Below are 13,223 nucleotides of genomic sequence, written 5' to 3' on the forward strand. Positions count from 1 at the left end.
GGACGCCGATCCAGAGCGGTTCGTCGATCAAACGTTGACAAGGTAGAGGAAGGATAAGGATATTCCCTCTCGGTCGTACGACAACTTATAACAACTGTACCTCTCATTGTTTGCTCAGGTAATGCCATGACCACGACACAGATTCGCCACCCCTTCAATCGCCTCCTATTGACCGGTGCCGCTGGCGGCCTTGGCAAAGTCTTGCGCGAGCGCCTCAAGCCTTTCGCCCGCCAGATTCGCCTGTCGGACATCGCCAACATGGCCCCGGCCATCGACGAAAGCGAAGAAGTGGTACCGTGCGACCTGTCGGACAAGCAGGCCGTGCACCAACTGGTCGAAGGCGTCGATGCCATCCTGCACTTCGGCGGTGTTTCGGTGGAGCGTCCGTTCGAAGAGATCCTCGGCGCCAACATCAGCGGCGTGTTCCACATCTATGAAGCCGCGCGCAAACACGGCGTCAAGCGGGTGATCTTCGCCAGTTCCAACCACGTCATAGGCTTCTACAAACAGGACCAGACTATCGACGCCCTCAGCCCTCGCCGCCCGGATGGCTACTACGGCCTGTCCAAGTCCTACGGCGAAGATGTCGCCAACTTCTACTTCGATCGCTACGGCATCGAGACCGTGAGCATCCGCATCGGCTCGTCGTTCCCCGAACCGCAGAACCGCCGGATGATGAGCACCTGGCTGAGCTTCGACGACCTCACCCAACTGATCGAATGCTCGCTCTACACGCCAAAGGTCGGTCACACCGTGGTCTACGGCATGTCCGCCAACCGCGACGTCTGGTGGGACAACAGCCACGCCGCGCACCTGGGTTACCAGCCCAAGGACACCTCGGAAATATTCCGCGCCAAGGTCGAAGCGCAGCCGATGCCGGCCGCCGATGACCCGGCCATGGTTTACCAGGGCGGCGCCTTTGTGGCGGCCGGCCCGTTCGACAACTGATTCGCTGTTTTTCATGGGATACGCACGCACAAAGGAATCACCATGCAAGCCGAATTGATTGTCGATGCACGTAACGCCGTCGGGGAAAGCCCGGTGTGGGTCCCCGAGGAAAACGCCCTGTACTGGGTGAACATCCCCAGCGGCGGCCTGCAACGCTGGAATGCCAGCAGCGGAAAAGTCCAGGGCTGGGAAGCCCCCGAAATGCTCGCCTGCATTGCCCGCCACCAGGACGGTGGCTGGGTAGCGGGCATGGAAAGCGGTTTCTTTCGCCTGCACCCCCATGACGATGGCAGCCTCGACAGCGAACTGTGTGCGAGCGTCGAGCACAGCCGCACCGACATGCGCCTCAACGACGGCCGCTGCGACCGCCAGGGCCGCTTCTGGGCCGGCAGCATGGTGCTGAACATGGGCGCCAACGTCGACGAGGGCCGGATGTACCGTTATGAGGCCGGGCAGCGCAGCCCGGTCGAGGCGCAACTGAGCGGTTTCATCGTGCCCAACGGCCTGGGCTTCAGCCCGGACGGCCGGACGATGTACCTCTCCGACTCGCACCCGTTGAGCCAGCAGATCTGGGCCTTCGACTACGACATCGACAGCGGCACCCCGTCCAACCGGCGCCTGTTCGTCGACATGATGCCCCTGGCCGGGCGCCCGGACGGCGCCGCGGTGGATGCCGACGGTTGCTATTGGATCTGCGCCAACGATGCTGGGCTGATTCACCGTTTCACCCCGGACGGACGTCTCGACCGTTCGCTGCAAGTGCCGGTGAAAAAACCGACCATGTGCGCCTTTGGCGGTAGCCAGCTGGACACCCTTTTCGTGACCTCGATTCGTCCGGGCGACGACAACGATCCGCAGTCCCTGGCCGGTGGCGTGTTCGCGCTGAACCCCGGCGTCAAGGGCCTGGCCGAACCTGCTTTCGGAGGACGGCAACACTCCGCGACCTGATCTGCTTTGCCGCTTCACATCGATAGACATAAAAACAACAACACTGGAGATTGACCATGAATTTCAAACGCACGCTTCTGATCGCAGCCCTGCCCCTGGCCTTCCTGGCCCAGGCGGCACACGCCCTGGACATCAAGATCGCCGACATCCACCCCAAGGGCTACCCGACCGTGGTCGCCGAGGAGTCCATGGGTAAGACTCTGGAAAAAGAGAGCAACGGCGAGCTGAAATTCAAGTATTTCCCAGGCGGCGTGCTGGGCTCTGAAAAAGAAGTCATCGAGCAGATGCAAGCCGGCGCGATCCAGATGTCTCGCGTCAGCCTGGGGATCGTTGGCCCCGTCGTGCCGGACGTGAACGTCTTCAACATGCCATTCATCTTCCGCGACCAGGCCCACATGCGCGCCGTCATCGACGGTGAAGTCGGCGATGCGATTCTCGACCGGATCACCAACTCCGAATTCGGCCTGGTGGCCCTGGCCTGGATGGACGGCGGCACGCGCAACATCTACACCAAGAAACCGGTGCGCAAGCTCGAAGACCTCAAGGGCATGAAAATCCGCGTGCAAGGCAACCCAATGTTCATCGAGATGATGAACGCCATGGGCGCCAATGGCATCGCGATGGACACCGGCGAAATCTTCAGTGCCTTGCAGACCGGCGTGATCGACGGCGCGGAAAACAACCCACCGACGCTGCTCGAACACAACCACTACCAGAACGCCAAGTTCTACAGCCTGACCGGCCACCTGATCCTGCCTGAACCGATCGTGATGTCGAAAATCACCTGGAACAAGCTCACGCCAGAACAGCAGGACATGGTGAAAAAAGCCGCCAAGGCAGCCCAGGCTGAAGAACGCGATCTGTGGGACAAGAAGTCCGCCGCCAGTGAAGAAAAACTCAAGGCCGCCGGCGTCGAATTCATCACCGTCGACAAGAAACCTTTCTATGACGCCACCGCTCCGGTCCGGGCCAAATACGGCGCGCCGTATGCGGACCTGATCAAGCGTATCGAAGCCGTCAAGTAAGGTCCCTCAATCTGTACTCATGAAAAAGGCTGGGCGCGCCCGCGGTTAAAAGGCGCGCCCGGTTACGGTGGAACCCGATGAAGAATTTGCTGCTGCGTATCAACGACACGATCTACATGACTTGCATCTGGGTGGCCGGACTCTCTGTCCTCGCCGTGGCGCTGATGATTCCCTGGGGCGTGTTTGCCCGCTACGTACTCGGTACCGGCTCAAGCTGGCCGGAACCCACCGCTATTTTGCTGATGATCGTGTTCACCTTCATCGGCGCCGCCGCCAGTTACCGCTCCGGCTCGCACATGGCCGTGGACATGGTCACCAGTCGCCTGCCACCGCACTGGCAAACCTTGGCCTCGGTTTTCACCCAGCTCTTGATGGCGGCGGTGTGCATTTTCATGACCATCTGGGGCACCAAGCTGTGCATGACCACCTGGAATCAATTCATGAGCGCCATCCCCACCCTGCGCGTCGGCATCACCTACATGCCGATCCCGGTCGGTGGTTTCCTGACCCTGATTTTTGTCCTGGAAAAACTCTTGCTGGGTGATCAAAGCAAGCGTCGGGTCGTGCAGTTCGACCTTGTTGAAGAAAACGAAGGTGCCGCTTAATGGACGCGCTGATTCTGCTGGGCAGTTTTTTGTTGTTGATCCTGATCGGCATGCCGGTCGCCTACGCGCTGGGCGCTGCCGCCCTGATCGGGGCGTGGTGGATCGATATTCCGTTCCAGGCCATGATGATCCAGGTCACGGGCGGGGTGAACAAATTCTCGTTGCTGGCCATTCCGTTCTTCGTCCTGGCCGGTGCGATCATGGCCGAAGGCGGCATGTCCCGCCGACTGGTGGCATTCGCCAGTGTGCTGGTGGGGTTCGTGCGCGGTGGCCTGTCCTTGGTCAACCTCGTGGCTTCGAGTTTCTTTGGCGCGATCTCCGGCTCCTCGGTGGCCGATACCGCCTCGGTCGGCTCGGTGCTGATCCCGGAAATGACACGCCAGGGCTATCCGCGTGATTACGCCACCGCCGTCACCGTCAGTGGTTCGGTGCAAGCGTTGCTGACACCGCCCAGCCACAACGCGGTGCTGTATTCGCTCGCCGCTGGCGGCACCGTCTCCATCGGTTCGCTGTTCATGGCCGGCATCGTCCCCGGCATCATGATGAACCTGTGCCTGATGGCGCTGTGCCTGGTCTTCGCGAAAAAGCGCAATTACCCCAAGGGCGAAGTGATTCCCCTCAAGCAAGCATTGAAGATCTGCCGGGAAGCCATGTGGGGCATGATGACCTTGTTCATCATCCTTGGCGGCATTCTCTCGGGTGTTTTCACCGCCACCGAATCGGCCGCCATTGCCGTGGTGTGGGCGTTCTTCGTGACCATGTGCATCTATAGGGACTACAAGTGGAGTGAGTTGCCGAAACTGATGCACCGTACGGTACGCACCATCTCCATCGTGATGATCCTGATCGGCTTCGCCGCCAGCTTCGGCTACATCATGACGCTGATGGAGATCCCGGCGAAGATCACCACCGCGTTCCTGACACTGTCGGACAACCGCTACGTGATCCTGATGTGCATCAACGTGATGTTGCTGCTGTTGGGTACCGTGATGGACATGGCGCCATTGATCCTGATCCTGACACCTATCCTGATGCCGGTGATCGTCGGCATCGGCGTGGACCCGGTGCAGTTTGGCATGATCATGCTGGTGAACCTGGGTATCGGGTTGATCACGCCACCGGTGGGCGCGGTGTTGTTCGTCGGTTCCGCCATCGGCAAGGTCAGCATCGAAAGCACCGTCAAGGCGCTGCTGCCGTTCTACGCCATGCTGTTCGTGGTGCTGATGCTCGTGACCTACATTCCCGCCATTTCGCTGTGGTTGCCGCACTTGGTGTTGTAACGAACAAACGACAACAACCCCTTGTGGGAGCAAGGCTTGCCCGCGATGAAGATGATGCAGTCTCCCTGGGAACCGAGGAGTCTGCATCGCGAGCAAGCTTTGCTCCCACAGTGCGGTGCGACGTTTCTCTACATCCCCTCGCCACAACAGGGTTCGCACACAAGAATCCGGCTTTTCCCACATCAGTTTTTTCAACCTTGCAGAACAAGGCCAACATGACGCCGCCTCTTCTCCATCTCGAAGACGAACTCACCCGCCTCACCCTCGCCCCGCACCTGGGCGCCAGTCTCGTTGAATGGACAGTGCGCAGCACCGGTGCTCCCCTGCTACGCCCGCCCGCGCCGCAAGCCGTGGAAAACGGCCTGCCGGGCAAACTCGGCTGCTTCCCGTTGATTCCGTGGTCAAACCGGATCGCCAACGGCGGTTTCGATTGTCCCGGCGGCTGGCTGGCCCTGGAAGCCAACAGCCCCAACGACCCGTTCCCGATCCATGGCAGTGCCTGGCAACAACCGTGGCAAGTGACCGAACACAGCGGCCAGGAAGCCTTGTTACAACTCGACAGCCAATACCCCTTTTCCTACCGCGCCAGCCTGCGGATCCGTCTGAGCGGTGGTCAGCTACAAATCGCCATCCACGTCACCCACATGGCCGAACAGGCCGCGTGGCACGGGTTGGGTTTGCACCCGTATTTTCCGCGCACCGCCAGTACTCGCCTGCAAACCCGCGCCAGCGAAGTCTGGCTGTGCGACGCATCGAAACTGCCAACGGAACTGAGGGACATCCCCGCAGAGTGGGATTTCCAGCACGCCCGTTTACTGCCAGACACGCTGGTCGACAACGGCTTCGGTGGTTGGGACGGACACTGTCTGATCCAGCAACCGGACCTGGGTTATGAGCTGGAATGCCGCGCCAGTGGCAGCGACTATTTCCTGCTGTACTGCCCCGTGGACCTGGATTTTTTCTGCATCGAACCGGTCAGTCATCCGGTCAACGCCCATCACCTGCCGGGGCGGCCAGGGTTGCGTTTGCTGGAGCAAGGGCAGTCGGTGGCGCTGGGGTTTTCGATGCAGTGTCGGTTGCTCTAAGGCCCACTTCCCTGTGGGAGCAAGGCTTGCCCGCGATGAAATGGACGCGGTCCTCCTGGGAAACCGAGGTGCCTGCATCGCGAGCAAGCTTTGCTCCCACAGAGTTTTTGGGTTGCCAATAAATCCGCGGCCAAACGCAGGTCCACTGTGGGAGCAAAGCTTGCTCGCGATAGCGGTGGGTCTGCTGGCATCAATGTTGAAGTGCCGATGCCTTCGCGAGCAGAGGGTCAGGTGCCCAGGGTCAACCCATTGGCCGGCAACGGCAGTGCGGTCTTGTAGCGCACCTGCTTGAGGGCAAAGCTGGAGCGGATGTTCGCCACGCCCGGGACCTTGGTCAAAAAATCCATCATGAACCGCTCCAGCGACTGGATGGTCGGCACCAGCACGCGGATCAGGTAATCCGGATCGCCGGCCATCAGGTAGCACTCCATCACCTCCGGCCGATCGGAGATCGCCTCCTCGAAGTGCTGCAGCGCCTCTTCCACCTGCTTCTCCAGGCTGACATGGATGAACACATTGACGTGCAATCCCAGCAGGTCGGCATCCAACAGCGTGACCTGCTCGCGGATCACTCCCAGCTCCTCCATGGCCCGGACGCGGTTGAAGCACGGAGTCGGCGACAGGTTGACCGAACGGGCGAGATCGGCGTTGGTGATGCGGGCGTTTTCCTGAAGGCTGTTCAGAATGCCGATGTCGGTGCGATCCAATTTACGCATGAGACAAATAATCCTGTTTTTTATCGTTGTGCAGATTTTTTATCTGCAAATGATCTGAACAGCAAGCCAACAGAGAAAAATATTCTTCTTCGTCGAGCCTATGATTGTTGTAGGACAATTTCCCGTACCCGGGGAAATTCGTCAGCTAGCGCGCCCACTACAAGAAATTCACAAGATCGAGCGTAGAAAGCCATGAACCCAGCGTATGAACCACTGCGCCTGCACGTTCCCGAACCCTCGGGCCGTCCCGGCTGCAAGACCGACTTCTCCTACCTGCATCTGTCCGATGCCGGCACGGTGCGCAAACCTTCCATCGACGTCGAACCGTCCGACACCGCCGACCTGGCTCGCAGCCTGATCCGCGTGCTCGATGACCAGGGCAATGCCCACGGTCCATGGGCCGAAGACGTGCCGCTCGAAATCCTGCGCAAAGGCATGCGCGCCATGCTCAAGACGCGCATCTACGACAACCGCATGGTCGTTGCCCAACGGCAGAAAAAAATGTCGTTCTACATGCAAAGCCTCGGCGAAGAAGCCATCGGCAGCGGCCAGGCCCTGGCGTTGAATATCGACGACATGTGCTTCCCCACCTATCGCCAGCAAAGCATCCTGATGGCCCGCGAGGTGCCGCTGGTGGGCATGATCTGCCAACTGCTGTCCAACGAGCGCGATCCGCTCAAGGGCCGTCAGTTGCCGATCATGTACTCGGTCAAGGACGCGGGTTTCTTCACCATTTCCGGCAACCTCGCCACGCAGTTCGTCCAAGGCGTGGGCTGGGGCATGGCTTCGGCGATCAAGGGCGATACCAAGATCGCCTCGGCCTGGATCGGTGACGGCGCCACCGCCGAATCGGACTTCCACACCGCCCTCACCTTTGCCCACGTCTACCGGGCGCCGGTGATCCTCAACGTGGTCAACAACCAGTGGGCGATCTCCACCTTCCAGGCCATTGCCGGCGGCGAAGCCACGACCTTCGCCGGACGCGGCGTCGGTTGCGGCATTGCCTCCCTGCGCGTGGATGGCAACGATTTCATGGCGGTCTACGCCGCCTCGCGCTGGGCCGCCGAACGTGCCCGCCGCAACCTCGGCCCGGCACTGATCGAATGGGTCACCTACCGCGCCGGCCCGCACTCCACGTCGGACGACCCTTCGAAGTACCGCCCCGCCGACGACTGGAGCCACTTTCCGCTGGGCGATCCGATTGCGCGCCTCAAGCAGCACATGGTGAAGATCGGCCAGTGGTCCGAAGAGGAACATGCGGCAGTTACCGCCGAACTCGAAGCCGAGGTGATCGCCGCGCAGAAGGAAGCCGAGCAGTACGGCACCCTCGCCGGCGGGCAGATTCCAAGCGCCGCGACCATGTTCGAAGACGTCTACAAAGAGATGCCGGAGCACTTGAAGCGCCAGCGTCAGCAGTTGGGGATCTGACATGAACGATCACAACAACAATATTGCGTTGGACACCGCCATGACCACTACCACCATGACCATGATCCAGGCCCTGCGCTCGGCCATGGACGTGATGCTCGAGCGCGACGACAACGTCGTGGTGTTCGGCCAGGACGTGGGTTACTTCGGCGGTGTGTTCCGCTGCACCGAAGGCCTGCAGAACAAGTACGGCACCTCGCGGGTGTTCGACGCACCGATTTCCGAAAGCGGCATCGTCGGCGTGGCGGTGGGCATGGGCGCCTACGGCCTGCGTCCGGTGGCCGAGATCCAGTTCGCCGACTACGTCTACCCGGCGTCGGACCAGATCATCTCCGAAGCAGCGCGCCTGCGCTATCGCTCGGCCGGCGAGTTCACCGCACCGATGACCCTGCGCATGCCCTGCGGCGGCGGCATCTATGGTGGCCAGACCCACAGCCAGAGCATCGAAGCGATGTTCACCCAGGTCTGCGGCCTGCGCACCGTCATGCCGTCCAACCCCTACGACGCCAAGGGCTTGCTGATCGCCTCCATCGAAAACGATGACCCGGTGATCTTCCTCGAACCCAAGCGCCTGTATAACGGCCCGTTCGACGGCCACCACGACCGCCCGGTAACGCCGTGGTCGAAACACCCCTCGGCGCAGGTGCCGGACGGTTACTACACCGTGCCGCTGGACGTCGCCGCCATTACCCGTCCGGGCAAGGACGTGACTGTTCTCACCTACGGCACCACGGTCTATGTCTCCCAAGTGGCTGCCGAAGAGACCGGTATCGACGCCGAAGTCATCGACCTGCGCAGCCTCTGGCCGCTGGACCTTGAGACCATCGTCAAATCCGTGAAGAAAACCGGCCGCTGTGTGGTGGTCCACGAGGCCACCCGCACCTGCGGTTTCGGCGCCGAGCTGGTGTCGTTGGTGCAAGAACACTGCTTCCACCACCTGGAAGCGCCTATCGAGCGTGTCACCGGTTGGGACACCCCCTACCCGCACGCGCAGGAGTGGGCGTATTTCCCAGGGCCGTCCCGTGTGGGCGCGGCGTTGAAACGGGTCATGGAGGTCTGAATGGGCACGCACGTTATCAAGATGCCGGACATCGGCGAAGGCATCGCGGAAGTTGAACTGTCGGTGTGGCACGTCAAGGTCGGCGACATGGTGGTCGAAGACCAGGTGCTGGCCGATGTCATGACCGACAAGGCCATGGTCGACATCCCCTCGCCAGTGCATGGCCGGGTCATCGCCCTGGGTGGCGAGCCCGGTGAAGTCATGGCGGTGGGCAGCGAACTGATCCGCATTGAAGTCGAAGGTGCGGGTAACCTGAAAGAATCGGCCCAACAAGCGCCAACGCCAGCGCCGGCTGCGCAAGCACCGAAGCCGGCACCCGTGGCGACACCTGAGCCGGTGCTGGAAAAAACCGCCGCGCCCCGCTGCGCCCCGCAAGCGCCTGTGGCCCGCGACCCCGACGAGCGTCCACTGGCGTCGCCGGCCGTGCGCAAACACGCGCTGGACCTGGGCATTCAATTGCGCCTGGTCCAGGGCAGCGGCCCCGCCGGGCGAGTCCTGCACGAAGACCTCGAGGCTTATCTGGCCCAGGGTCCGTCGACCCAGGCCAAGGGCGGTTCAGGTTATGCCGAGCGCCACGACGAGCAGCAGATCCCGGTGATCGGCATGCGTCGCAAGATCGCCCAGCGCATGCAGGAAGCGACCCAGCGCGCCGCCCATTTCAGCTACGTCGAGGAAATCGACGTTACCGCCCTGGAAGAGCTGCGGGTTCACTTGAATGAAAAACACGGCGCCAGTCGCGGCAAGCTGACCTTGCTGCCGTTCCTGGTCCGCGCGTTGGTCGTGGCCCTGCGCGATTTCCCACAGATGAACGCCCGCTACGACGACGAAGCCCAGGTCATTCACCGCTCAGGTGCGGTGCATGTGGGCGTCGCCACCCAGAGCGATGTTGGCCTGATGGTGCCGGTGGTGCGTCACGCCGAAGCCCGTAGCCTGTGGGACAGCGCGACGGAAATCTCCCGCTTGGCCACGGCGGCCCGCACGGGCAAGGCCAGCCGCGATGAGCTGTCCGGTTCGACCATCACCCTGACCAGCCTCGGTGCGCTCGGCGGCATCGTCAGCACGCCGGTGCTGAACCTGCCGGAAGTGGCGATTGTCGGCGTGAACAAAATCGTCGAGCGGCCTGTGGTGATCAAGGGCCAGATCGTGATCCGCAAGATGATGAACCTCTCCAGCTCCTTCGATCACCGGGTAGTCGACGGCATGGACGCGGCGCAATTCATCCAGGCCCTGCGTGGTCTGCTCGAACAACCCGCCACTTTGTTTGTGGACTAATCATCAATGGAGCAGGCGATGCAAACTTTGAACACGACGCTGCTGATCATCGGCGGCGGCCCCGGCGGCTATGTGGCGGCGATCCGTGCCGGGCAACTGGGCATCTCGACCATCCTGGTGGAAGGCCAGGCGTTGGGCGGGACCTGCCTGAATATCGGCTGTATCCCGTCCAAGGCGTTGATCCATGTGGCCGAGCAGTTCCACCAGACCCGGCACCACAGCCAGGGTTCGGCCTTGGGTATCACGGTAGCGGCGCCAACGCTGGACATCGGCAAGAGCGTGGAATGGAAGGACGGCATCGTCGATCGCCTGACCACCGGCGTCGCGGCGCTGTTGAAAAAGCACAAGGTCCAGGTCATTCACGGCTGGGCCAAGGTGATCGATGGCAAGACGGTCGAGGTCGGTGACACGCGCATCCAGTGCGAACACCTGCTGCTGGCCACCGGTTCGAAAAGCGTCAACTTGCCGATGCTGCCGATTGGCGGGCCAATCATTTCCTCCACCGAAGCCCTCGCCCCCACCTCGGTGCCCAAGCACCTGGTGGTGGTCGGCGGTGGCTATATCGGCCTGGAACTGGGCATTGCCTACCGCAAGCTCGGCGCCGAGGTCAGCGTGGTCGAGGCCCAGGAACGGATCCTGCCAGCCTATGACGGCGAGCTGACCCAGCCAGTGCACGAGGCGCTCAAGCAGTTGGGCGTGAAGCTGTACCTCAAGCACAGCGTCGAAGGTTTCGATGCCCAGGCCAGCACCTTGCAAGTGCGTGATCCCAATGGCGAGACGCTGAACCTGGACACCGACCGGGTGCTGGTGGCCGTTGGGCGCAAACCCAACACCCAGGGCTGGAACCTCGAAGCGCTGGGCTTGGCGATGAACGGTTCGGCGCTGAAAATCGACAGCCGTTGCCAGACCAGCATGCGCAACGTCTGGGCCATCGGCGACCTGAGCGGTGAACCCATGCTCGCCCACCGGGCCATGGCCCAGGGTGAAATGGTCGCCGAGCTGATCGCCGGCCAGCATCGGGAGTTCAACCCAACGGCCATCGCGGCGGTGTGCTTCACCGACCCGGAACTGGTGGTGGTCGGCAAGACGCCGGACGAGGCCAAGGCGGCCGGGCTCGATTGCATGGTGTCGAGCTTCCCGTTCGCGGCCAACGGCCGGGCCATGACCCTGGAATCGAAAAGCGGTTTCGTCCGGGTCGTGGCGCGCCGGGACAATCACCTGATCGTTGGCTGGCAAGCGGTCGGCGTCGGCGTGTCGGAGCTGTCCACCGCGTTCGGCCAATCCCTGGAAATGGGCGCGCGCCTGGAGGACATCGCCGGCACCATCCATGCCCACCCGACGCTGGGCGAGGCCGTGCAGGAAGCGGCGTTGCGGGCGTTGGGGCATGCGTTGCATCTGTAAAAGCTGTGGGTGAGTAACTTGTGGGAGCAAAGCTTGCTCGCGATGCAGGCGCCTCGGTTCACCAAGGACCGCGTCGGCTGTATCGCGGGCAAGCCTTGCTCCCACAATCCCCACAACGACTGCAGGGCTGTTTTTCAACTACAGGATTCATGTAACAGGCTGCGAAACAGCCCCGGAATGAAGTATTGTTGTCCCCATCCAAAAAACGTCAGAAGCCTTGAACCGTTTCGACGGTTGTTAAGAAATAAGAGGGTGTCATGGGTAACGAGAGCATCAATTGGGACAAACTGGGCTTTGACTACATCAAGACCGACAAGCGCTACCTGTCGCACTGGCGCGATGGCGCCTGGGACGCGGGCACCCTGACCGAAGACAACGTGCTGCACATCAGCGAGGGCTCCACCGCCCTGCACTACGGTCAGCAGTGCTTCGAAGGCATGAAGGCCTATCGCTGCAAGGACGGTTCGATCAACCTGTTCCGCCCGGACCAGAACGCCGCCCGCATGCAACGCAGCTGCGCCCGCCTGCTGATGCCGCACGTCGACACCGAGCAGTTCGTCGAGGCCTGCAAGCAAGTGGTCCGCGCCAACGAGCGCTTCATCCCGCCTTACGGCACCGGCGGCGCGCTGTACCTGCGCCCGTTCGTGATCGGCGTGGGTGACAACATCGGCGTGCGCTCCGCACCCGAGTTCATCTTCTCGATTTTCTGCATCCCGGTCGGCGCCTACTTCAAGGGCGGCCTGACCCCGCACAACTTCCTGATCTCCAGCTTCGACCGCGCCGCCCCACAAGGCACCGGCGCGGCCAAGGTCGGTGGCAACTACGCCGCCAGCCTGATGCCCGGCTCCCAGGCCAAGAAGGCCGGTTTCGCCGACTGCATCTACCTGGACCCGATGACCCACTCGAAAATCGAGGAAGTCGGCTCGGCCAACTTCTTCGGCATCACCCACGACAACAAATTCGTCACCCCGAAATCCCCTTCGGTCCTGCCGGGCATCACTCGCCTGTCGCTGATCGAACTGGCCAAATCGCGCCTGGGCCTGGAAGTGATCGAAGGTGACGTGTTCATCGACAAGCTGTCGGACTTCAAGGAAGCCGGCGCCTGCGGTACCGCTGCGGTGATCACCCCGATTGGCGGCATCAGCTACGAGGACAAGCTGCACGTGTTCCACAGCGAAACCGAAGTCGGCCCGATCACCCAGAAGCTCTACAAAGAGCTGACCGGCGTGCAGACCGGCGACGTGGAAGCGCCAGCGGGTTGGATCGTCAAGGTTTGATCCAAGCCCCCTAGGCACTTGAGGGCTTTTTTGTGGCGAGGGGATTTATCCCCGCTGGGTTGCGAAGCAACCCCCAAGTACTTGGGTGAGCCACAAAAACCTTGCGAGCGCTTCGCACTCGAGCGGGGATAAATCCCCTCGCCACAGAGATTGCGCGACCTCAGTAAAAAGCCCACCC

General features: G+C 61.8%; 12 protein-coding genes. 11 read left to right on the top strand and 1 reads right to left on the bottom strand.

Annotated elements, in window-relative coordinates; all coding sequences use genetic code 11:
• Positions 1-126 precede the first annotated feature (126 nt).
• The 6 genes from AD662_RS17270 to AD662_RS17295 all read left to right on the top strand — a co-directional run bounded on the left by AD662_RS17270 (position 127) and on the right by AD662_RS17295 (position 5,891).
• Positions 127-948 (top strand): NAD-dependent epimerase/dehydratase family protein, encoded by an 822-nt coding sequence (locus AD662_RS17270; protein WP_053180299.1) that lies wholly within the window; start codon positions 127-129, stop codon positions 946-948.
• Between the two features lie 42 nt (positions 949-990).
• Positions 991-1,896 (top strand): SMP-30/gluconolactonase/LRE family protein, encoded by a 906-nt coding sequence (locus AD662_RS17275; protein ID WP_053189141.1) that lies wholly within the window; start codon positions 991-993, stop codon positions 1,894-1,896.
• Positions 1,897-1,952: 56 nt separating this feature from the next.
• Positions 1,953-2,921, top strand: coding sequence for a TRAP transporter substrate-binding protein (locus AD662_RS17280; protein WP_018605855.1), 969 nt, complete (start codon positions 1,953-1,955; stop codon positions 2,919-2,921).
• Between the two features lie 77 nt (positions 2,922-2,998).
• Entirely contained in the window at positions 2,999-3,526 is a 528-nt protein-coding gene (locus tag AD662_RS17285; RefSeq protein ID WP_018605857.1) for a TRAP transporter small permease, read from the top strand.
• Positions 3,526-4,806, top strand: coding sequence for a TRAP transporter large permease (locus tag AD662_RS17290; protein ID WP_018605859.1), 1,281 nt, complete (start codon positions 3,526-3,528; stop codon positions 4,804-4,806). Before AD662_RS17285 ends, AD662_RS17290 begins: the two co-directional genes overlap by 1 nt.
• Positions 4,807-5,021: 215 nt before the next feature.
• A complete protein-coding gene (locus tag AD662_RS17295; RefSeq protein ID WP_053189490.1) occupies positions 5,022-5,891 on the top strand; it encodes an aldose 1-epimerase in 870 nt (289 codons plus the stop codon).
• Between the two features lie 227 nt (positions 5,892-6,118).
• On the opposite strand, the gene bkdR is transcribed toward AD662_RS17295, so the two are convergent.
• Complete coding sequence (bkdR, locus tag AD662_RS17300; RefSeq protein WP_003202929.1) at positions 6,119-6,607, bottom strand: Bkd operon transcriptional regulator BkdR; 489 nt, start codon at positions 6,605-6,607, stop codon at positions 6,119-6,121.
• A gap of 192 nt (positions 6,608-6,799) precedes the next feature.
• On the opposite strand from bkdR, the gene AD662_RS17305 reads away from it, so the two are divergent.
• From AD662_RS17305 to AD662_RS17325, 5 genes are all read left to right on the top strand, one after another.
• Complete coding sequence (locus AD662_RS17305; protein WP_018605865.1) at positions 6,800-8,035, top strand: 3-methyl-2-oxobutanoate dehydrogenase (2-methylpropanoyl-transferring) subunit alpha; 1,236 nt, start codon at positions 6,800-6,802, stop codon at positions 8,033-8,035.
• Between the two features lies 1 nt (position 8,036).
• A complete protein-coding gene (locus AD662_RS17310; protein ID WP_018605866.1) occupies positions 8,037-9,095 on the top strand; it encodes an alpha-ketoacid dehydrogenase subunit beta in 1,059 nt (352 codons plus the stop codon).
• A complete protein-coding gene (locus tag AD662_RS17315; RefSeq protein WP_018605868.1) occupies positions 9,096-10,367 on the top strand; it encodes a dihydrolipoamide acetyltransferase family protein in 1,272 nt (423 codons plus the stop codon).
• Between the two features lie 18 nt (positions 10,368-10,385).
• Entirely contained in the window at positions 10,386-11,768 is a 1,383-nt protein-coding gene (gene lpdA, locus AD662_RS17320; RefSeq protein ID WP_053189143.1) for a dihydrolipoyl dehydrogenase, read from the top strand.
• 257 nt (positions 11,769-12,025) lie between these two features.
• A complete protein-coding gene (locus AD662_RS17325) occupies positions 12,026-13,045 on the top strand; it encodes a branched-chain amino acid aminotransferase (protein WP_053189145.1) in 1,020 nt (339 codons plus the stop codon).
• The last annotated feature ends 178 nt before the right edge of the window (positions 13,046-13,223 follow it).

Origin of the sequence: Pseudomonas kilonensis, assembly GCF_001269885.1 — a bacterium.
Taxonomy (GTDB): domain Bacteria; phylum Pseudomonadota; class Gammaproteobacteria; order Pseudomonadales; family Pseudomonadaceae; genus Aquipseudomonas; species Aquipseudomonas kilonensis.